The sequence below is a fragment of the Megasphaera sp. ASD88 genome, assembly GCF_002287425.1.
GTDB lineage: Bacteria > Bacillota > Negativicutes > Veillonellales > Megasphaeraceae > Megasphaera > Megasphaera stantonii.
The window spans coordinates 142,982-163,635 of sequence record NZ_NQXW01000002.1; the positions used below are offsets into that span (position 1 = coordinate 142,982).

Below are 20,654 nucleotides of genomic sequence, written 5' to 3' on the forward strand. Positions count from 1 at the left end.
GTCAGCCTGTCGAAGACAGTCAGCGGATTGACGAGTCTCAGCACCGATGCGTTGGCAGTGACCAATAATGCAACCGTAAAAGGCACGTTAGGCGTTACGGGAGGTATCAGCGGCGGCAGCGTGACGGCTGGAACAGGACTGTTTTCTACGTCTGTGACGATTGGAAATACTGCGAGCGGTCTTAAACTTGCTGATGGGGAAATTACAGGATTAGTTACAAATAAAATTGACAGTGATACAGATGCCGTCAACGTAGAATATTTAGAAGACTACGTGAGCAAAAAAGGTACGGGCAAGACCTATACGGCCGGAAACGGCATCGCTATTGACGAAGCAGATAACAATAAGATTTCCATCAAGAAAGGCAACGGCATTGAATTTGACAGCAACGGCAACGTGACAGTGAAAGCGGCACAGGATGGAAACCTAGTTGTAGGTGCTAACGGCGTCAGCCTGTCGAAGACAGTCAGCGGATTGACGAGTCTCAGCACCGATGCGTTGGCAGTGACCAATAATGCAACCGTAAAAGGCACGTTAGGCGTTACGGGAGGTATCAGCGGCGGCAGCGTGACGGCTGAAACAGGACTGTTTTCTACGTCTGTGACGATTGGAAATACTGCGAGCGGTCTTAAACTTGCCGACGGAGAAATTACCGGATTAGCTACGAGCAAGATTAATGCTAATACGGATGCCGTTAACGTAGAGTATTTGAAAAAATATGTGAGCGAAAACGGCACAGGAAAAACTTATACGGCCGGAGATGGTATAGCTATTGATGGTTCGGATGTCATATCGGTGAAGAACGGAGACGGTATAGCTTTTGACAGCAACGGCAACGTAGAAGTGAAAGCGGCACAGGATGGAAACATCGTTGTCGATACTAACGGAGTCAGCCTGTCGAAGACGGTCAGCGGATTGACGAGCATTGGCACGGGCGCTCTGACGGCTACGGGGGACGTTACGGCGGCTAGCTTCAAAGTAGACGATAAAACCTATATTTCGAGTACGGGACTAAATGCAAACAGCCAGAGGATTACAAATGTGAAAGACGGCAATCTTGTTTCTGGTTCGAAAGATGCCGTAAATGCCGGACAGCTGTATGATGTGAAGCAGTCTATCAAGACTTATGTGGATGGCGACGGGATTACGATTGCCGGAGACGACAATAAAATATCCGTCAATACCGGCAAGGGATTAGAAATTGCCGACGATAAAGTACAGGTCAAAGTAAACGGCAGCAACCTGACGCTGGATGGAACAAACGGATTGGGTCTGTCTACAACCTTGACTGATCTTGAGAGCATAGAAACGGGCACACTGAATGCGACAGGAGCCGTCACAGCGGGAAGCTTTTCTACGACGAATGGTAGCGCCACTATCGGTAATATTATTATCAATGCAAATAACGGTGGAAAGATTACTGGTTTGACTGGCGGCGTTGTGAATGAAAATTCGACCGAGGCTATTAATGGAGGCCAGCTTTGGAAAGTTCAGCAAGACATCCAAGGTATTTCCGATTTGGCTGTAAGGTACAGAAGTAAAGATAAGCAAGCAGTCGATTTATCCTACAATAACGGTAATGGTACTACGATTACTAACGTAGCTGCTGGAGATATTAGTAGGGCAACTTCTATGGAAGCTGTTAATGGCGGACAGCTGTATGCTACCAATCAGATCGTCGGCGATGGCGACTATTCGTCTAATAATTTCTTGATAGATAGCACGGCTCCTGGCGGTATGGATTTAACGAAAGCTGCTAGTGCGTTGGATAAGGCTATTGGTAATAACCATTACACTGGAAGCGGCGTGTTAGAAACTAACACCACAGGACAAAATTATGACAGTATAACAGATGCTGTTTCAGCGCTAGATTTAAAAATTGGTAATCTTACCTTTGATGAACAAAATGTGTTAAAGGGTAAACAACCATCTGTAACAGCGGCACTCAGTACGCTAAATGGGGCTATTGGTTCATTAGATTTTAAGACCGGAATGAATTATATAGCTTCAGGTTCTGATTTGACCCAAGCTGCACGGACACTTGATACAACACTTTCAGCAGTAGCAAATGCAGTAGGTGTTCGTCCCAGTGCGGAGGGTGGTCTGTCGACTACTATTGATTGGGGAGATTCCAGTATTTCAGAGGGAGAAACTGTTGTAGGGGCGATTAAGAACATTGACGGCCGCGTTACGACCTTGGAAACAGCGGGCAACGCCCTTTCCACATTCTCCACGTCCAACATCAGCACCCTCAGCGCTCTCAGCAACATGGATATGAGCGCAGTCAATACGCTTTCGTCGTTGAGTGCTGACGACCTTGCGGCGATTTCTACGCTGTCCGAAGACGGCAGCGTTCCGGCAGCCAACAGCGATCCGAACAGCAGACCGGGCAGAGGGCCGAGCAGCGGTTCGGAAGATTCTTCGACCCACGACGGAAACACGCAGGTGATGGATCACAACTTGGCTGTAACGGGTAATGTCAGCGTCGGCGGCACGCTGGATGTGACGGGCAAGGCTACTTTCGGCAGCGACGTCAGCGTCGGCGGCAACCTGGACGTTCAGGGCGAAACAAACATGCACGGTACGCTCAACATGAACGACAATAAGATCACTGGCGTAAAAGACGGCGATATTTCCGCCGATTCGACGGACGCCGTGAACGGCAGCCAGCTGTGGCAGACCAATCAGCAGGTTGCGGCTAATACGGAAAACATCGGCATCTTAGGCAGCGCAGTCAACAAGCTGGGCGACCGCATCGAGCGTGTCGGCGCAGGGGCAGCGGCGTTGGCGGCCTTGCATCCGCTGGATTTCGATCCGGACAACAAGCTGGACTTCGCGGCGGGCTTTGGTAACTACCGCGGCGCGAGCGCAGTCGCTGTAGGCGCTTTCTATCGGCCCAGCGAAAACGTCATGTTCAGCGTCGGCGGCGCATTCGGCGGCGGCGAAGACATGGTGAACGCCGGCGTATCCTTCAAGGTCGGCGCAGGCTCGGGCAGCGCGACGACGTCGCGGACGGCTATGGCCAAGTCGCTCAAGTCCATGCAGGAAGTCGTGGCTTCCCAGGACGCCCAGCTGGCGCAGCAGCGCGAACAGATCGACAAGCTGACGGCGATGGTCGAGCTCCTCATGGAACAGAACGGCCAGGCGCAGCCGAAGGACGGCGACGCCCAGGCGGCACAGCCGCAGCAGTAAGACTTTTTGGACAGCCGCGACAGGCTGACCAAAGGCAAGAGAATACGGGTCGGGGGATGTCCTCCGGCCCGTTTTTTCTGGGCAAAAATAATTTCCAAAATATAAAAAGTTCATAAAATATAAGGAATATACCTGCGTAGTATTTAATCTTTTTGATATCCTGGCCTTTGTTTTGTATGTATGCTAAGAATTTCCTTCTGTTTCTTTCTATTTCTTTTCGGATTTTTGCAGAAATTCAGATTTTTAAGGAAATAAATATATTTCTTGATGTCCCATATACAGTAGAGGGGCGAGCAAGGAAGACGGCGCGCCTCACCGGAAGTATACCGTATCCTAAGAAAGGGAAAGGAGGAAGGACCGATGGCAGAACGTACGCCTGTTTCCAGCAAGCTGAAGCTGACCGTGTCGTATCAGGACGGCAGCGGCGCGCAGAAGACCCGTCAGGTCACGTTGGCTCATTTGAAGTCCGGCGCAGAGCCGGCCAATATCGTCGACGTCGTGACGGCTCTCGGCACGCTGCAGGACGACCCGTTTACGGCGATCCGCGAAGTGGTGGAACACGAGATTTCGGCCTAAGGGCCCGACCATACTAGGGAAAGGAGGTACCGGCTATGGCTGTGACGAAAACGAGAACGCTCCAGCTCGAATTTCTCGACGGGGGCGGCAACAGCGTCGTCTACTCCCTGAAGGACCCGAAAGAGGGTCTGGACAAGGCGACGGTCGAAGCGGCGGCCCGGACGATCGTCGAGAAGAAGGTCTTCGCGACGGCTGACGGCGACTTGGCGTCGCTGAAGCAGGGCCAGATCGTGACCCGCAGCGTCGAGACCATCGACGAGTAAAAAAACGCGCCGGGCGGCATGTCTCGGGCCCAGTGCCTGAGGCCGCCTGCCGGTGCATAGTATGTGAATAGATTGGAGGAGTTCGAAATGACCGAAGCGCTGCGGCCTTGGATTCGCGAGGCCCAAAATGGCAGCACCGAAGCTGTCGAATTTATTTTAGAGCAGTTTCACCCCCTCATCTGCAAGCATTCGCGGAAGAACCGCCACCACTACGACTCGATGGACGAGGCCCGTTCGACGGCTCATTTGGCGATTATCGACTGCATCCACGCCTTTGACCTGAACAGCGACGAGGACGCGCCGCGGGCCTTCAACCGCACGATTCAGAGCCGGTTTCGCCGGGAAAGCCGCCAGAACCAGGTGTACTGGGCGAGGGTGGAGAAGAACATCGTCGGTGAGGACGAGGCCACGGATTTGCCGCCTATTATTGACGAGCTGGCTCCGGACCCGCATCACTACATGGATTTCGTCGGCCTGCGGGACGCCCTGGAGCTGCACCTGAGCCGCCTCAGCGAACGGGAACGGCGGTTTTTGCATCTGCGCTACGCCGCCGATATGACGCTGGCAGCCATCGCCGCCCTGCACGGCTTGTCGGCCTCGCAGGTCTGCAAGGTCATCAAGGCGGCGGAACATAAATTAAAATCGGCCATGACGGCCCAGGAATACAAGGATATTTCGCCATGACAGCTGTGCCGGATGATGCGGGCTCGTGCGTCCGGCATCAGAGCGAACGTGGCGAAGACGGGGGAGCTGAGAGGCTCTTTTTTTGTGCCCGGAACAGGGGGAAGGTGCCGTTTTTGGCATAGCTGCGTTGTTGCCGAATCGTACATATGTTTAGTATGCTATAAGTAGAAGGCGGCGAGGCCGTGAAGCGAATCAAGGACTGGGAAGAGCTGACTATACAGGACAATTTCCTGTTTTTAAAGGTCATGCAGAATAAAAGGCTGTGCCAGCATCTGATCGAGAAAATACTGCAAATCAAGATCGTCGAGATTACGTACCCCGATACGGAAAAGAGCATCGACGTCCGCTGGGACAGCAAGAGCGTGCGCCTCGACGTATACGTCAAGGACGAAACGGGCCGGGTCTACGACATCGAAATGCAGTGCGAAAACGAGGCGAACAACGGCCTGGCTAAGCGGACGCGGTATTATCAGGGAATGATCGACATGGAGCTCTTGAATAAAGGCGACGTATATGATAACTTAAAGCCATCGTATATTATATTTATTTGTACCTTCGACGCCTTTGCCAAGGGCCGGCCCATGTATACCTTTCGGAACCGCTGCGTGGAAAAGGACGGGTTGGAGCTAGGGGACGAGGCGACGAAAATCTTCCTGAACAGCAAAGGCGACAGCGAGGCCTTGGACCCGGATGTACGGGCGTTTTTGAGATACGTAGACGGAAAGGCGGCGGAGGGGAGCTTTATGAAAGCCGTAGAAGACGAAGTCATGAGAGTGAAGGAGCACAAGGAAACGAGGCGAGAATATATGACGTACGCAATGGAAATTAAACGGCGCGAGTTGGCGAAGTTTAAAGAAGGCCGAGAAGAAGAGCGGTCGTCGATTATTTTGAACATGCTGAAAGACGGTGTTGCTAAAGAAATCATAGCAAAATATGTACGTGTTTCTGTGGAATATGTTACAGAGCTAGGAAAAAAGAATCACTTATTGTAATCTGAATAAGGCATCTGCGGGAGTGGACGCCTTATGTTGTGAGGCAGGGCCTCGTTTTTGCAAGGGAGACAGCGAGACGCTGGACCCGGATGTACGGGCGTTTTTGAGATACGTAGACGGAAAGGCGGCGGAGGGGAAGTTTATGAAAGCCGTAGAAGACGAAGTCATGAGGGTAAAGGAACACAAGGAAACGAGGCGAGAATATATGACGTTGGCGATGGAGTTAAAGAGACAAAGACAATTCGGCCGAGAAGAAGGCCGAGAAGAGGGGCGAGAAGAAGGGCGGCAAGAAGAACGGTTAAAAATGATACTAGCGATGCTGCGGAAGGGATTTTCCGTAGAGAGCATTGCAGAATGTGCGCAAACCTCAGTGGAATATATCCTGGAATTAGGGAAGAAGAATCATTTGTTGTGATTTAGGCAAGGTGCCTGCGGGAGTAGACGCCTTATGTTGTAAGATAGAATTTCGTTTTTGCACAGACGACAGCGAGGCCTTGGACCCGGATATACGGGCGTTCCTGCGGTACGTCGATGGAAAAGCGGCGGAAGGGGCGTTTGTGCAGGCCTTTTGTAAAAGCGACAGCGCGAAGGCTATGCAGGTGTTTTGCGGTACGTAGACGGCGAGGCGACGCAGCAATTGAGAGCCGTCTCAATGGCTCGGGAATGGGGCGATATTTCATCGGGACTATTGTGCCGGATGCTGAGGACACGTGCGGCTGGCATCCGTGGGAAGGTGACGGCGAAGGGCTGCGTGATTCTTTTCTCAGAGCATACGCCATACCCCAGCGCAGGACATACGAAACAGACCGAAGGACGAGGAACATGGGTCGTCTTTCGGTCTGTTTTTTTACTTTCATTGGTTTTGTATAAGTCTTATGGGATGCCCGGTATGTTGAGGGGAAATACGTGAGGACGGGCTGCGTCCGGCGTGTCCGGTACGTAGACCGTCAAAAACGACGGCAGCACTTCCAAATCGAGGGGGAAGGCCGGCCCTTCGTCGCCGTCCATATTGGTCGACAGGGGATGGTCGTCTACGATGGAGATCTTGGCCCGGGTCGTCGTTATGAGGGTCATGTATTCGCTGCTCAGGGGCGCGCCGGCGAGAAATTCCGGCACGAGCTTGAGCAGGTCCAAATAGGTAAAATCCTTGAATACGGCCAGCCAGATCTTGCCGTCGTCTACGCGGGCCTGGGGGGCGATGTTGCGGAAACTGCCGACGGAGCTGGTCAGCATGGCGACGAGCAGAGGCGAGCGGTAAATCATTTTGCCATCGTCCGTTTCGATTTTAAACAGCGACGTCTGGTGGTTCTGCAGGGCCTTGATGCCCGTGAGGAAATAGGCCAGCGGGCCGAGGCGGGTTTTCTGCTCGATGGAGACGTGGCCGACGGCTTCGGGCATGATGCCGGCGGCGATGGTGTTGACGAAATAGCAGTCGTTGGCCCGGGCGATGTCGACCTTCGTCGTCTTGCAGTGCTTGAGCATGGCGATGGCCGCTTCGGGGTGCAGGGGGATGCGCAGGGCCCGGGCCAGGTCGTTGACCGTCCCCAGGGGGATGAACCCGAAATTGATCGGGCGGTTGGCCTGGGCCAGGCCGTTGATCGTTTCGTTCAGCGTGCCGTCGCCGCCCATGGAAAATACGGCGTGGAATCCGGCCAGGGACGCTTCCTTCGCCCAGGCCGTGGCGTCGCCGGCTTTCTCCGTCTGTCTCAGCTCTACGGAATCAAACATAGTCTCCAGCTGCGCTTTCAGTGCGTCCTTATGATATTTGGCCCGTTCCCGGCCGGCTGTCGGGTTGATAATCAGCATACACCGTTCCAAAGTACATATCCCTCCATGCTGTTAAAATACGCCGTAGCTGTAGGCTGTAATAATGTACTATTATTATAGCCAGAAACGATTCGCAAGTGAAGACGGGAAGGGGGGATTTGTAAAAAAATTTTTACAGCAGACTCATCACGGCGACGGAAAAGGAGTTGACCTGCTGTTGTCGAACATAATACATAATATAGTAAAATAAAATATAGCAAAATAAACAAACATAGCAGGGGAGGAATGACAATGGATATACAATTTGACGCGGCCTGGTATCCCTACGCTTCGCGCCGGGAGGTCGTATACGGCCGCCGCGGCATGGTATGCACGTCTCAGACGCTGGCCGCCCAGGCGGGCCTCGATATGCTCAAGCAGGGAGGCAACGCCGTGGACGCCGCCTTGGCGACGGCAATCAGCTTAGTCGTCCTGGAGCCGACGAGCAACGGCCTGGGCAGCGATGCCTTTGCCCTCATCTGGACGAAAGGCAAGCTCCACGGCCTGAACGGCAGCGGCTGGTCGCCTCAGGGGCTGACGTGGGAGGACCTGCATGACAAAGGCTGCGCCGCCGTGCCGCACCGGGGCTGGACGCCGGTCATGGTGCCGGGCGCGCCGGCGGCGTGGGCTGAAATCCACGAGCAGTTCGGCAAGCTGCCCTTCGAGGCCCTCTTCGAGCCGGCTATCTACTATGCCGAGCACGGCTACGCCGTCATGCCGAACTTGGCGGCTATGCTGGCCGAAAGCTGGGAAAGCTTCGCGCCTTACCGGGAGGAGGAAGCCTTTTCCGGCCTGTTTTCTACCTTTTTCCCAGAGGGACGGCCTGCCAAGGCCGGGGAAATCCTGCGCCTGCCCGACCACGCCGCGTCGCTGCGCCTGCTCCGCGACACGCGCTGCCGGGCCCTGTACGACGGCGAGCTGGCCGAGGCCATCGACGCCTGGTCGCGCAAGACCGGCGGCTACATCAGCAAGGACGATTTGGCAGAATACAAGCCCCAATGGGTCGAGCCCATCCATACGAACTACCGGGGCTACGACGTGTGGGAGATTCCGCCTAATGGCCACGGTCTGGTCGTGCTGATGGCCATGAACATCGCCAAGGGCTTTGATTTTGCTGAGCGGGATACGGTCGAGTCCTTCCACCGGCAGATCGAAGCCATGAAGCTGGCCTTTACGGACGGCCGCCAGTACATCGCCGACCCTCGGTTCATGCAGACCGACGTGTCCTACTGGCTGTCCGACGAATACGCCGACATGCGCCGCAGCCTCATCGGCGAAGAAGCGGTGCTGCCGACGCCGACAGACGCCAATAACGGCGGCACGGTCTACCTGTGCGCCGCCGACGAAGAAGGCAATATGGTATCGTATATTCAGAGCAACTTCGACGGCTTCGGATCGGGCATCGTCATTCCCGGCCGGGGCATCGCCCTGAACGACCGGGGCAGCAATTTCAGCATGGACCGCAGCAGCGACAACTGCGTCGGCCCGCGCAAGAAATCGTACCATACGATCATCCCCGGCTTCCTGACCAAGGACGGGCAGCCCGTAGGCCCCTTTGGCGTCATGGGCGGCTTCATGCAGCCGCAGGGACAGGTGCAGGTCCTCATGAACACCATCGATTACCACCTCAACCCCCAGGCGGCCCTCGACGCGCCGCGCTGGCAGTGGGTCGGCGGCAAGCGCATCGAAGTAGAGCCGGCCGTTCCGTCTGAAATCGTAGAAGGCCTGCGGGCCAGGGGACACGACGTCGTCGTCAATCCCAACATCATTTCGTACGGACGGGGCCAGATCATCTGGAGAAATGACGAAGGCGTCCTCATGGGAGCGACAGAACCCCGGGCTGACGGCGTCGTCGCCGCCTGGTAAGGGACGGAGCCAGCGAGCCTGTCCCAGCCCTTTCGATGGGAAACAAGGCCTTGTTTGTACCGTTTTTCACAGACAAATTTTTTGCATGACAATAAAAAATTAGGCATAACATTTCTTTGGCAAGACTGACAGCATACGGCGCCTGCGTACGCTGTCAGTCTTTTTGTCATGTCCTGAAAGGACAAAATATACTATAAATGCATTACTTATGGCCTGTAATTGCGATTTTAGTATATGGCGAATATTTTTTGCAAAAGACATTGCAAAAATTTTATTGCGATGATAAAATCTTATCGAAATAAGAAAGGAGGGGACGACATGAGAAAATTAGAGACCTATATACCGTTAGTAGAATTTTTGGGAAAAGCCTTAGGGGAACATTGTGAAGTCGTATTACATGATGTGAGCGATCCGGAACATTCTATCGTGGCTATTGCGAATGGACATCTCAGCGGACGCAGTATCGGCGGCTCGCTGACCGATATGGTGCTGAAGCTTCTTCGCCAGGGCGACAAGGAACAAACGCAGTACGTCGTCAATTACCACGGCAAGGGAAGTACGGGTCATCTGTTTCGCTCATCTTCTTATTTTATCCGAGGCGACGAAGGCTCGATCATCGGCGTGCTGTGCCTCAACTACGACGTGCAGCCTTACATCACGGCCCGGGAGATCATCGATAAGGAAATCCTTAAAGGCCTGAAGCTGGAAGAATTCCTTCCGGCAAGCCACGAAGACGCCGTGCCTGCCGACGCCGTCGAGAATTTGTATAAAAACGCCGGCGACGCCATCGAGAGCATGATCGACAAGCGGCTGGCAGAGTATCCCGTAGAGCCGAAGCGCCTGTCTATGAAAGAACGCATTCAGGTCAGCCATGATTTGAATGAAGACGGCCTGTTCCTGCTCAAAGGCGGGATTTCAGCCCTCGCCGAGCGGCTGGAGGTGTCGGAGCCGACGGTATATCGGTATTTGCAGCGTATCCGCCGGGAAGAATAAGCGGACAAGCTGATTGAATTTTGGTTGATGTATCGGATTTGGAATAGGGGACGAAGCCGATATTCATTATATTTTTTGTCATATGTCATATAGTTATTTTGTAAAGGAGATGGATTTTTAATATGGCAGCAACGAAGTTGACTCACGCCCAGAAAGCTGGCATGACGGAAGCGGAATGGAAAGAAGCGATTAAGTTTGACGGCACCGACTGGGGCTGGGTCATTATGAGTATCGGCATGGCTATCGGCGCCGGTATCGTATTTCTCCCCGTACAGGTAGGTATCGCCGGGATTTGGATTTATTTATTGTCTTCTGTTATCGGCTATCCGGCCATGTATTTGTTCCAGAAATTATTTATTAATACCTTAGCGGCTGCGGAAAAAGCAGAAGACTATCCCAGCATTATCGCCGGCTATCTTGGCAAGAACTGGGGCTTTTTCCTCGGCGTATTGTATTTCATCATGCTGGTTATCTGGGTATTCGTATACTCTACGGCGATTACCAACGACAGCGCGTCCTTCCTCCATACCTTCGGCGTGACGGACACGGTCCTTTCGGATAACCCCTTCTATGGCTTGGCCATTATCTGCATCCTCGTAGCCCTGGCTTCCCGCGGTGAAAAGCTGCTCTTCAAGCTGTCTACGGGCATGGTTCTGACGAAAATCGGCGTTATCGCCATCCTGGGCGTCATCATGGTACAGCACTGGGATTTGGCCAACTTCGGCTCCTTCCCCGACTTTGAATACCTCATCAAGCAGACGATCATCATGCTGCCCTTTACGCTTACGTCTATCCTGTTCATCCAGAGTCTGAGCCCCATGGTTATTTCCTACCGGGCCCACAACAAGTCCATCGAAGTCGCCCGCTACAAGGCGATCCGCGCGATGAACATCGCCTTCGGCATCCTCTTCGTCGTCGTATTCTTCTATGCCATTTCCTTCAACCTCGCCATGGGTCACGACCAGGCCGTTGAAGCGTACTCCAAGAATATTTCCTCCCTGGCTATGGCCGCACAGGGCTTTGAAGGCAACTCCGTCCGCATCATGAGCCTGGTTCTGAACATCTTCGCCGTTATGACGGCATACTTCAGCGTATTCCTCGGCTTCCGCGAAGCCTGCCACGGCATCGCCCTCAACTGCCTGCGCCGCATGATGCCGGAAGAACGCATCAATAAGGGCGCTCTGAAATTCGGCATCCTCATCTTCGCCGTTCTCGTATCCTGGGGCGCTATCGTGCTCAACGCGCCGGTCCTCAGCTTTACGTCTATCTGCAGCCCCATCTTCGGCCTCGTCGGCTGCCTGATTCCGGCTTACTTAGTTTACAAAGTGCCGATGCTGCATCAGTTTAAGGATCTCAGTCTGAAGATCATCATCTTCACCGGCATCTTGTTAGTTATTTCTCCGTTCTTGGCATTTTCGTAAAAAGGAGCGCATGATAGTATGACAAACGCAAAATGGGAAAGAATGATTGAAATTATGAAGACGGACGTCGTTCCGGCAACGGGATGTACGGAGCCCGTATCGTTGGCCTTCGCTGCGGCTACGGCTGCCCGCGAACTGGGCGAACCGGTTCAGTCCATCGAAGCCCGCGTATCGGCGAACCTTATGAAAAACGGTATGGGCGTCATGGTGCCCGGTACAGGCCGTCCCGGCTTATATATCGCCGCAGCTGTCGGCGCCTTGGGCGGCGACCCGGAAAAGGGCCTGCAGGTCCTCAACGGCATTGCCGAAGACATCGTAGAAGCCGGCAAGCAAATGGTAGATACGGGTCTTGTTACGGTCGGCATTGCCCGCGAAGTTCCCAACGTCCTCTATTCGGAAGCCTTGGTCAAAGGCAAGGAACACACGGTCAAAGCCTGCATCGCCGACTCCCACACCAACGTCATCCGCATTGAAAAAGACGGCGAAGTCATTTTCAACGCAGAACAAGAAGAAGACAACAGCCTGGAAGAAAAGAACGCCTTCCTCAACGGCTTGTCGGTCAAAGAAATCATCGAATTTGCTGAAAACGTTCCCTTGGAACAGGTTGACTTCATGAAACAAGCCGAAGCCCTGAATGACGCCTTGTCCAAAGAAGGCCTGACGGGCAAATACGGCCTGGCCATCGGCTGCGCTCTCCAGCGCAAGCAGGAAAAAGGCCTCGTCGGCAAAGACCTGATGAACGAAGTCGTCATCCGTACGGTTGCTGCATCGGACGCCCGCATGGGCGGCGCTCCCCTGCCGGCCATGACCAACTCCGGCTCGGGCAACCAGGGCATTTCGGCGACGGAACCTGTCGTCGTCGTAGCGGACTACGTGAAAGCCAACGACGAAGACCGCCTCCGCGCCATGGTCTTGTCCCACATGATGGCCATTTACACCCATTCCTTCCTGCCGAAGCTGTCCGCCCTGTGCGCGACCCTGACGGCATCGATGGGCTCGGCGTCGGGTATGGCCTGGCTCCTCGACAGAGAACACGCTGAACAGACCATCAGCAACGCCATCTGCAGCATGACCGGCGACGCCATCGGCATGGTCTGCGACGGCGCGGCCAACAGCTGCTCCATGAAGGTCGTCACGGCCGTATCGTCGGCATACCGCTCCGTCATGCTGGCCCTCGACAACATCCGCGTCGGCGGCGACGACGGCCTTGTAGCCCACGACGTAGACGAATGCGTCCGCAACGTAGGCTGCCTGGCCTGCCAGGGCATGAAGGTGACGGACGACGAAATCCTCAACATCATGCTCCACAAAAACAAAGGCTGCTAATTTGGCAGAGTAACTGATACCTTACACCCTTCATAATACATAACAAAGAAACACGAGCTCGGGATATTTCCCGCTCGTGTTTTTTTTTGTTGTGCAACTTTCGGCTGCGAAATGGGACTATCGTACCTAAAACCTGCCGCGAGGCGGTTTACCGTAACTTCAGCGTGGATATATATGATATGATAAGAGCAAGTACAGCGAAAGGTCGGTTTTAGTTTGGGCGTAGAACTTGAAGTGTAAAATTAGGGAAAGGGAAGAAGGCGGGGCTGGGCAATAGCCGTGTATGGATTCATCAGAATGATGGAACCCTATGCTGTGGTAAGGGAGGGGGCAGAGACAGCGGCCTGAACGTCGATGATACGGCGGTGTCGCTTAGCCATGGAGATAACAGCGCATCTGTCGGAGCAGACGGAACGACGGTAACAGGCGATTTGAACGTGACCGGCGACTTGACTTTCAATGGTGATCGGCCTCACCTTCCGCGTCGGCGAAGGCGCGTCGGAAGCTCCGGCTGTACAGGATAATGAAACAAAACAGCAGATGGATGCGATGAAGCAGGAAATCGAAATGCTGAAGGCAGAACTCGAACAGTTGAAGAATAAAGATACGGAAGCGAACGATAAGAACTAACTCCGTGTGACAGGGAACCATCTCTTAGGATACTAACAACGCAAAAGCATCGGGTTCAGGTATGTATATGTATCTGAGCCCGATGCTTTTGTGCACTTCGCTGCTCGTTTTGTGTATTGCCGCTGCTATACAGGGGCGAACTTCGTCATCGTGCCTCCTCCTTTCCTTCGCAGGGCCGACGCCCCTTTTCTGCGTTGGTAGTTGCCCTTCAACATGAAATGGCGGCGTTTTCCATATACCCCCTGCATATTTGCAAAATACCCCCTATGCGTATATAAAATCGGCATACCTGCGGCGTAAACTAGATAAGCTCCCTCCCCGCCATGCTGCAAAGCGGAGAAGGAGCTTATCTGGTTTTGCTGTTCACTTATTGGTTCTCTTAAATTTATAGGAATAACGCATAAAAATTACCCTCCTCACTAGGGTGTCCAGTAAAGAGGGTACATATCATAGTCGCTAAACGTTGGCGGTATATTTCTACTTCCATTGTAGGGGCTATACCCATTTGTCGGTGTAATGCCTCATTTTTTATTTCACCTTTATTATATCGGGTATGGAAATCCTCGTCAAGGAAATTCGCTGCCTGCCTACGTCTCGACTGGCCGTCTTAAACAGGGACGACCTTATCGTATCAGGCGGGACAGGCAGGGTTCGAACTGGACGCCTTCGCGGTAGTCCGAGCCGGAGCGGTAGGTGTACTCGATGGCGCAGCTGACGAAATCCATGGCCTGCAGCACGGCTTCGTGGAGCGACGCGCCGTTCATCGTCGCGCCGGTCAGGACGCTGGCGAAGAGGTCGCCGGTGCCGCAGGTGCTGAAGGGGATGCGGGGCGTTGTGCTTTCGTCGAAGGTGGCCGTAGCCGCGTCGTAGCTGGCGACTTTGATTTCTTCGTTCGGAGCGGGCACGCTGGTGACGACGATTTTCTGCGGGCCCAGCTCGGCCAGTCCGCTGCATACTTCCCGGATGCGCTGGGTATTGGGAACTGTTTCGTCGAAGGACGTGCCCAGCAGCAGGCAGGCTTCCGTATAGTTCGGCGTGATGATAGTCGCGCGGCTGACGAGCTTTTTCATTTCCGTGATGATATCCGGCGTAAAGACGGGGTACAAGACGCCGTTGTCGGCCATGGCTGGGTCGACGACGATCAGCGTATCTTCGCTGGCGAAGCGGCGGATGGCGTCGGTTACGATGGCGATTTGGCCGGCGTCAGCCAGAAAGCCGCTGTAGATGGCGTCGTAGGAAAGGCCCAGCTCCTGCCATTTATCCATAAAGCCGTTCATATGGGGCGTAAAATCGGAAAAGGTGTAGTTTCCGTAGGTAAGGTTATTGCTGAACATGGCCGTCGGAAAGGGACATACCTGGATTCCCATGGCGGAAATGACGGGAATGGCGGCAGTCAGGGAACAGCGGCCGAAGGAACACATGTCGTGAATTGCAAGTACTCGTTTGGTTGCCATAAATATCGCGCCTCCTCGCGTAAACTGTACACCTATTTTACCGCATTATATAGCATGAGTAAATGAGACAGATGGCGGCGATTCTGTATTCTTCGCGGCCAATCTACTCGCGGCGTCTGTCCTATGGTATAATAACAGAAAATCTGTTGGCATGGAGATGGAGGAATTAGGATGGCCCAAGAGGAACGGGTAATTATGGGACTGAGCGTAAAAGCCATGGTATTTTTTGAAGGGCGGTTGCTGCTGCTGCAGAAAAACGACGCCGAAGGGCTCCACCATTGGGAATTTCCCGGCGGCGGACTGCACTTTACGGAGGATTTCGAAGCCGGCCTGCGCCGGGAGGTGCAGGAGGAAACGGGACTGACTGTGGATCTCGAAGCGCCTGTCGGCATTTGGAGCTACCAGAAGCGGGACGGCCAGTTTTTAAACGGCGTCATCTTTTCGGCTTTGGCCGACAGCGGCGACGTCGTCTTGTCGGACGAGCACCTGGCGTATCGCTGGGTGTCGCCGGAAGAGTTTCATACCTACCGGATTCACGGCTCCCTGCGGCGGTCCCTGCGGCAGATGAAGGGCTTTGCCTACGAGCGGAGCTATGAGCTGCTGCGCGATTTTTTAGCGATAGATTGAGGATATGAAAATGGATATACAGAGACAGGAACGGGCTCCCTTTGTCGAGGCGCTGGAAGCCTACTGCCGGCTGGGCATGACGCCCTTTCACACACCGGGGCACAAGGGCGGGCGGAGCAGCTCAACCTATCAGCGCGGCCTGTTCGGCGACGCCCTGCGCCGCGATTTGGGGCTGATGTACGCGCTGGACGATTTGTTCCAGCCCGAAGGGCCGCTGAAGGAGGCCATGGAGCTGGCGGCGGACCTATACGGTGCGGGACGGACCTTCTTTTCCGTCAACGGCACGACGGCCTGCATCGAAGCCATGATACTGGCTGTCTGCCGACGCGGCGATTATATCATCATTCCGCGGGAGGCTCACCGGTCGGTCATGGGCGGCCTCATACTGAGCGGCGCCATACCGGTGTACATGGAGAGCCGCTTTGCAGAAAAAGAGCAAATTTCTTTGGGACCCGACTTGGAAAGCTTGCAGGCCGCCATTGCCGCCTGTCCGCAGGCCAAGGCCGTCTTGTTCACCTACCCGACGTACGACGGCGTTGCCGGAAATCTGGAGGAAATGGCCCGCTATGCCCATGAACAGGGGATGTTCGTCCTCGTCGACGAAGCCCACGGGGCTCACTTGCCCTTTTGCGATGATTTGCCGAAGGATGCCTTATCCTGCGGCGCCGACTGCACGGCTCAGAGCACCCATAAGCTGACGGGCTCCCTGACGCAGACGTCTATGCTCCACTGCCGCCGTGCCTTTCCCCTGACGGATAAGGTTGCCGCGGCCATGGCCCTCGTCCAGTCCACGAGCCCCCATTACTGGTTTTTGGCCTCCCTGGACAGCGCCCGCCGGCAGCTGGCCCTCCATGGGACGGAACTCATCGGGCAGGCGGTGTCACTGGCCCGCAAGGTGCGTTCGGAACTCAACGGCATAGACGGCCTGTATTCCTTCGGGACAGAAATCACCGCCTACGACGCCGTCGGGGCCTTCGACGAGACGAAGGTGACTATCGATTTCTCCGGCCTGGGGATGGACGGCAGGCAGGCTGAAAAACTGTTGCGGCAGGAGGGCGTCGAGGCGGAGCTGACGGCAGGGAATCACGTGCTGGCCCTTATCACGATGGGCGACGACGAAGAGACGGCCCGGACGCTGTGCCGGGCGTGCCGCCGCGTCGCCGAAGGACAAGCGGGACGGACGGCAGGAACCAGTCATCGGATGGCGGAGCTGCCCCTGCCGGTCCCCCGCGTCGTCGTGCCGCCCCAGGAGGCCTGGAATGCCGAGACGGAGGCCGTGCCCTTTGCCGAGTCTTTGGGACGCGTCGCCGCCGAGACGGTGACCTTCTATCCGCCGGGCATTCCCGCCGTTGGACTGGGAGAAGAAATTACGGACGACGTCATGATATATATAAAGGAAAAATTAGCGCGAGGCTACAGCCCCAACGGCCCGGCCGACGGGATCCTCGGCACGATTCGCGTGATCAAAGAAGGATAATAGATATGAGAGGAAAATTGATTATCATCGAAGGCGGCGACGGCAGCGGCAAGGCGACGCAGACGGCTATGCTCGTCGAGCGGCTGGCGGCGGAAGGCCGGCCGGTGCGGTCCGTCAGCTTTCCCGATTACGACAGTGATTCCAGCGCCCTGGTCAAGATGTACCTGCGCGGCGACTTCGGCGGCGACGCCGACGGGGTCAACCCCTATGCGGCGTCGGCCTTTTACGCCGTCGACCGCTTCGCGTCGTATCAGACGCAGTGGAAATCGTTTCTGCAGGACGGCGGCATCGTCGTCGCCGACCGCTATACGACGAGCAACATGCTGTATCAGATGATTAAAATAGACGACGCGGCGGCGCAGGAGGCCTACCTGGACTGGCTGTGGGATTTCGAGTTCGGTAAGCTGGGCCTGCCCGAGCCGGACATGGTCGTCCTCCTGGACGTGCCCCTGGCGGTGACGGAACGGCTCATGGCCGGCCGGACGGGAAAGACCGGCGGCCGCACGGGCGACATTCATGAGAAAAACGAAGGCTTTCTGCGGAAATGCCACGACGCCTACGACATGCTGGCGAAGCGGTACGGCTGGCAGCGCATTGCCTGCGCCGACGGCCTTGCGATGCGCACGCCTGAGGCGATTTGCGACGACGTGTACGAGGCCGTCCGGGCCTTGTGGAAATAAGGGCCGGAAACGGCTGAATTTGGCGGTGAACCTAGACTTTACCGCCATTTTTTTTTATAATAAATTAGTTAAGATGATTTTTCCGGCGACAGGAGGAGGCCATGTACGAGCTGTATTTTCAGGATATTATCGGCCACGGCGCCATCAAGGAGCGGCTGATCCGCCTGATGGAAAAGGACCGCCTGCCTCACGCCATGATTTTTGCCGGTCCGTCCGGCGTCGGCAAGACGATGATGGCCTTTGCCGTCGCGTCGGCCCTGGCCGGCCGCCGTGTCTTTGCCGGTCAGGATATGAAGGGAGACGGGCCCTTTGCGGCCGACGGAGACGAGGCCTATTACGTAGCGCCGCAGGGCGCGATGCTGAAGGTGGACCAGTTCCGCCAGCTCCAGAGCCGCTTGATACTGCAGGGACGGGCCGGTCATATGCGGGTCTGCATCATCGACCACGTAGAGACGATGAACGCCGAGTTTGCCAACCGCATGCTGAAAATATTGGAAGAACCACCGCAGGGCGTCTGCTTCATCCTCGTGACGGACCAGCCGTCTCTGCTGCTGCCGACGATCGTGTCCCGCTGCGCCGAGATCGCCTTCGAGCCCGTCGGCGACGCGGAGCTGACGGAAGGGCTCCTTCGCCTGCGCGGCGGCCGGCCTGCCGACTACGAGCAGGCCGTGGCCTGGGGCGGCGGCATCGTCCAGTCCGTCCTGGCCCATCTGGACGGCGGCGGGGGTGAGGAGGCGGCGCGGGCCCTGGAATTTCTCCGCATCGCGGCGACGCACCGCTGCCCCTACGCCAAGTGGCTGTCCGTCTGCGCCGATATGACCGAAACGGAAACGATAGAAACGCTGCGTTGGGCCGGCATGTTCCTGCGGGATATGGCTGTGCTGCGCAGCGGCGCCGAGCCGTCCTTGCTGCGGCTGAAACGGCATACCGAAGACATGATGAAGCTCATGACCTATTGGACGGACGAAGCCATATTCGCCATGCTGCGGGCCTTCGACGAAGGCATGGAAGCGGCGGGCCGCCACGTCAATACGCGCCTTGTATGGGATTACGTCTGTATACAGTGCATACAGGCCAAAGGAGGTATTTAGTTGATAGTAGTAGGTATACGATTTAAACCTGCTGGTAAGATATATTATTTCGATCCGACGGGCATCCCCCTGGATTTGGAAGACGGCGTCATCGTCGAGACGGCCCGGGGCATGGAATACGGCTCCGTCGTCATCGCCCCGCGCAGCGTCGACTCGGCCGAGGTGGTGCAGCCCTTGAAGCCGATCATCCGGAAGGCCACGGCCAAGGACCTGCGCCAGGTAGAACGCAACAAAGAGCGGGAAAAGAAAGCCTTCGGCATCTGCCAGGAAAAAATTGCCAAGCATAAGCTGCCCATGAAGCTCATCGACGTGGACTACACCTTCGACATGGGCAAGATCATATTCTTTTTTACGGCCGACGGGCGCATCGACTTCCGCGAGCTGGTCCGCGATTTGGCCGCCGTGTTCCGCACCCGCATCGAGCTGCGCCAGATAGGCCTGCGCGACGAAGCGAAGATGGTCGGCGGCATCGGCTGCTGCGGCCGGCCCCTGTGCTGCGCCACCTTCCTGGGCGATTTCAAGCCCGTGTCGATCCGCATGGCCAAGAGCCAGGGCATGAGCCTGAACCCGACGAAGATTTCCGGTATCTGCGGCCGCCTCATGTGCTGCCTGCGCTATGAAAACTCCCTTTACACGTCGGGCGAGCTGAAATGCGCAAGCTGCCAGCAGAAAGCGGAGCAGCAGAAGCCGCCGGCCGTAGGCCGCAAGGTCATTACCGACGAAGGGACGGGCACGGTCCTGCGGGTCCACATGAAGGACCACACCGTCAAGGTACAGCTGGAAAACGGCCATACCATCAACGTGTCCTGGTCCGACGTAGCGGAAGTGGAACATGACTGATATACTGCGGCCCCACGAGCGCCTCGACGACCTCGTATTGGACGGCATGAAGCTCATCCAGCGGGATGACCAATTCTGCTTTTCCATCGATACGGTGCTCCTGGCCCATTTCGGTCCGGTCCTGCGCGGCCCGGCCCTGGACCTGGGGACGGGGACGGCGGCCATTCCCCTCATCCTGACGGCCCGCGGGGCGACGGACGTGACGGGCGTAGAGCTCAATCCGGTCATGGCCGACATCGCCCGCCGCAACGCGGCCCTCAACGGGCGGGACGACAGGATACGCATCGTCGAAGGCGACTACCGCCGCATTAAGGAATGGTCGCCCAGCGGCTATTACAGCGTCGTCTACGCCAATCCGCCGTACCGGGAAAAGAGCCGCGGCGCCTACAGCGAGGCTGACGGCATCCGCCGGGCCCGCCACGAAGAGACGGCTACCCTGGACGACGTGATGGAAGCCGTCAAATACGCCTTGAAATACCGGGGGCGGTTCCGCATGGTCCACATTACGGAACGGCTGACGGACATACTGGAATCCATGCGCCGCCACGACGTAGAGCCTAAGGTGCTGCAGATGATTCACGGCCGGCCCGACAAGAAGGCCAAGCTCTTTCTCGTCGAAGGCGTCCGCGGCGGCAGCGCCGGCTTAGAAATATGGCCGCCCCTCATCGTCCACGAAGCAGACGGCTCGTACAGCCGGGCCGTATTGGATATGTACGGAAAGGAATAGGGGAAAGGA

At 55.8% G+C, this 20,654-nt stretch carries 20 protein-coding genes; 18 read left to right on the top strand and 2 right to left on the bottom strand.

The window, feature by feature from the left end:
• The 7 genes from CJ260_RS02510 to CJ260_RS13300 all read left to right on the top strand — a co-directional run.
• A partial coding sequence (locus CJ260_RS02510) for a YadA-like family protein (RefSeq protein ID WP_158221361.1) occupies positions 1–3,192 on the top strand: 3,192 nt, incomplete at its 5' end.
• Between the two features lie 360 nt (positions 3,193–3,552).
• Positions 3,553–3,768: a DUF1659 domain-containing protein gene (locus tag CJ260_RS02515; protein ID WP_087478557.1), complete on the top strand. Its 216-nt coding sequence runs from the start codon at positions 3,553–3,555 to the stop codon at positions 3,766–3,768.
• Between the two features lie 35 nt (positions 3,769–3,803).
• Positions 3,804–4,031, top strand: coding sequence for a DUF2922 domain-containing protein (locus CJ260_RS02520; RefSeq protein ID WP_087478558.1), 228 nt, complete (start codon positions 3,804–3,806; stop codon positions 4,029–4,031).
• Positions 4,032–4,118: 87 nt separating this feature from the next.
• Positions 4,119–4,715 carry an RNA polymerase sigma factor gene (locus CJ260_RS02525; RefSeq protein ID WP_095629050.1) on the top strand — a complete coding sequence of 199 codons (597 nt, stop codon included), beginning with the start codon at positions 4,119–4,121 and terminating at the stop codon, positions 4,713–4,715.
• 182 nt (positions 4,716–4,897) lie between these two features.
• Positions 4,898–5,707: an Rpn family recombination-promoting nuclease/putative transposase gene (locus tag CJ260_RS02530; RefSeq protein WP_095629051.1), complete on the top strand. Its 810-nt coding sequence runs from the start codon at positions 4,898–4,900 to the stop codon at positions 5,705–5,707.
• A gap of 142 nt (positions 5,708–5,849) precedes the next feature.
• Positions 5,850–6,122, top strand: coding sequence for a hypothetical protein (locus tag CJ260_RS02535; protein ID WP_095629052.1), 273 nt, complete (start codon positions 5,850–5,852; stop codon positions 6,120–6,122).
• A gap of 79 nt (positions 6,123–6,201) precedes the next feature.
• A complete protein-coding gene (locus CJ260_RS13300; protein WP_255378461.1) occupies positions 6,202–6,324 on the top strand; it encodes a hypothetical protein in 123 nt (40 codons plus the stop codon).
• 256 nt (positions 6,325–6,580) lie between these two features.
• Here the strand turns inward: CJ260_RS13300 and CJ260_RS02540 are convergent, their stop codons facing one another.
• The gene (locus tag CJ260_RS02540; RefSeq protein WP_198947377.1) at positions 6,581–7,513 is read right to left on the bottom strand and encodes a diacylglycerol kinase family protein; all 933 of its coding nucleotides are present in this window, start codon (positions 7,511–7,513) and stop codon (positions 6,581–6,583) included.
• A gap of 252 nt (positions 7,514–7,765) precedes the next feature.
• Between CJ260_RS02540 and CJ260_RS02545 the strand changes: the two genes are divergently transcribed.
• From CJ260_RS02545 to CJ260_RS12795, 5 genes are all read left to right on the top strand, one after another.
• Entirely contained in the window at positions 7,766–9,379 is a 1,614-nt protein-coding gene (locus tag CJ260_RS02545; RefSeq protein WP_233127869.1) for a gamma-glutamyltransferase family protein, read from the top strand.
• Between the two features lie 318 nt (positions 9,380–9,697).
• Positions 9,698–10,372 (top strand): transcriptional regulator, encoded by a 675-nt coding sequence (locus CJ260_RS02550; RefSeq protein WP_095629054.1) that lies wholly within the window; start codon positions 9,698–9,700, stop codon positions 10,370–10,372.
• 161 nt (positions 10,373–10,533) lie between these two features.
• Positions 10,534–11,793: an amino acid permease gene (locus tag CJ260_RS02555; protein ID WP_087478592.1), complete on the top strand. Its 1,260-nt coding sequence runs from the start codon at positions 10,534–10,536 to the stop codon at positions 11,791–11,793.
• 18 nt (positions 11,794–11,811) lie between these two features.
• On the top strand, positions 11,812–13,119 hold the full coding sequence (locus CJ260_RS02560) for a serine dehydratase subunit alpha family protein (protein ID WP_095629055.1): 1,308 nt from the start codon (positions 11,812–11,814) through the stop codon (positions 13,117–13,119).
• 459 nt (positions 13,120–13,578) lie between these two features.
• The gene (locus CJ260_RS12795) at positions 13,579–13,749 is read left to right on the top strand and encodes a DUF5320 domain-containing protein (protein WP_158221362.1); all 171 of its coding nucleotides are present in this window, start codon (positions 13,579–13,581) and stop codon (positions 13,747–13,749) included.
• Between the two features lie 623 nt (positions 13,750–14,372).
• On the opposite strand, the gene CJ260_RS02565 is transcribed toward CJ260_RS12795, so the two are convergent.
• Positions 14,373–15,203, bottom strand: a complete 831-nt coding sequence (locus CJ260_RS02565; RefSeq protein WP_095629056.1) for a pyridoxamine kinase — start codon at positions 15,201–15,203, stop codon at positions 14,373–14,375.
• Positions 15,204–15,398: 195 nt separating this feature from the next.
• Between CJ260_RS02565 and CJ260_RS02570 the strand changes: the two genes are divergently transcribed.
• The 6 genes from CJ260_RS02570 (at position 15,399) to CJ260_RS02595 (ending at position 20,645) form a co-directional block, all read left to right on the top strand.
• A complete protein-coding gene (locus CJ260_RS02570; protein WP_233127870.1) occupies positions 15,399–15,830 on the top strand; it encodes an NUDIX domain-containing protein in 432 nt (143 codons plus the stop codon).
• Positions 15,831–15,840: 10 nt separating this feature from the next.
• Positions 15,841–17,307 (top strand): aminotransferase class I/II-fold pyridoxal phosphate-dependent enzyme, encoded by a 1,467-nt coding sequence (locus CJ260_RS02575; protein ID WP_095629057.1) that lies wholly within the window; start codon positions 15,841–15,843, stop codon positions 17,305–17,307.
• Positions 17,308–17,312: 5 nt separating this feature from the next.
• Positions 17,313–17,987 carry a thymidylate kinase gene (locus tag CJ260_RS02580; protein ID WP_095629058.1) on the top strand — a complete coding sequence of 225 codons (675 nt, stop codon included), beginning with the start codon at positions 17,313–17,315 and terminating at the stop codon, positions 17,985–17,987.
• 101 nt (positions 17,988–18,088) lie between these two features.
• On the top strand, positions 18,089–19,078 hold the full coding sequence (locus CJ260_RS02585) for an AAA family ATPase (RefSeq protein WP_095629059.1): 990 nt from the start codon (positions 18,089–18,091) through the stop codon (positions 19,076–19,078).
• On the top strand, positions 19,079–19,918 hold the full coding sequence (locus CJ260_RS02590) for a stage 0 sporulation family protein (RefSeq protein WP_087478570.1): 840 nt from the start codon (positions 19,079–19,081) through the stop codon (positions 19,916–19,918).
• Positions 19,911–20,645 (top strand): tRNA1(Val) (adenine(37)-N6)-methyltransferase, encoded by a 735-nt coding sequence (locus CJ260_RS02595; RefSeq protein ID WP_095629060.1) that lies wholly within the window; start codon positions 19,911–19,913, stop codon positions 20,643–20,645. Before CJ260_RS02590 ends, CJ260_RS02595 begins: the two co-directional genes overlap by 8 nt.
• Positions 20,646–20,654: the final 9 nt, after the last annotated feature.

Bases quoted from the DNA above. Each gene is read 5' to 3' on its own strand.
- CJ260_RS02515 (WP_087478557.1), top strand. From the start codon at position 3,553: ATGGCAGAACGTACGCCTGTTTCCAGCAAGCTGAAGCTGACCGTGTCG.
- CJ260_RS02520 (WP_087478558.1), top strand. From the start codon at position 3,804: ATGGCTGTGACGAAAACGAGAACGCTCCAGCTCGAATTTCTCGACGGG.
- CJ260_RS02525 (WP_095629050.1), top strand. From the start codon at position 4,119: ATGACCGAAGCGCTGCGGCCTTGGATTCGCGAGGCCCAAAATGGCAGC.
- CJ260_RS02535 (WP_095629052.1), top strand. From the start codon at position 5,850: ATGAAAGCCGTAGAAGACGAAGTCATGAGGGTAAAGGAACACAAGGAA.
- CJ260_RS02540 (WP_198947377.1), bottom strand. From the start codon at position 7,513: ATGCTGATTATCAACCCGACAGCCGGCCGGGAACGGGCCAAATATCAT.
- CJ260_RS02545 (WP_233127869.1), top strand. From the start codon at position 7,766: ATGGATATACAATTTGACGCGGCCTGGTATCCCTACGCTTCGCGCCGG.
- CJ260_RS02550 (WP_095629054.1), top strand. From the start codon at position 9,698: ATGAGAAAATTAGAGACCTATATACCGTTAGTAGAATTTTTGGGAAAA.
- CJ260_RS02555 (WP_087478592.1), top strand. From the start codon at position 10,534: ATGACGGAAGCGGAATGGAAAGAAGCGATTAAGTTTGACGGCACCGAC.
- CJ260_RS02560 (WP_095629055.1), top strand. From the start codon at position 11,812: ATGACAAACGCAAAATGGGAAAGAATGATTGAAATTATGAAGACGGAC.
- CJ260_RS12795 (WP_158221362.1), top strand. From the start codon at position 13,579: ATGGTGATCGGCCTCACCTTCCGCGTCGGCGAAGGCGCGTCGGAAGCT.
- CJ260_RS02565 (WP_095629056.1), bottom strand. From the start codon at position 15,203: ATGGCAACCAAACGAGTACTTGCAATTCACGACATGTGTTCCTTCGGC.
- CJ260_RS02570 (WP_233127870.1), top strand. From the start codon at position 15,399: ATGGGACTGAGCGTAAAAGCCATGGTATTTTTTGAAGGGCGGTTGCTG.
- CJ260_RS02575 (WP_095629057.1), top strand. From the start codon at position 15,841: ATGGATATACAGAGACAGGAACGGGCTCCCTTTGTCGAGGCGCTGGAA.
- CJ260_RS02580 (WP_095629058.1), top strand. From the start codon at position 17,313: ATGAGAGGAAAATTGATTATCATCGAAGGCGGCGACGGCAGCGGCAAG.
- CJ260_RS02585 (WP_095629059.1), top strand. From the start codon at position 18,089: ATGTACGAGCTGTATTTTCAGGATATTATCGGCCACGGCGCCATCAAG.
- CJ260_RS02595 (WP_095629060.1), top strand. From the start codon at position 19,911: ATGACTGATATACTGCGGCCCCACGAGCGCCTCGACGACCTCGTATTG.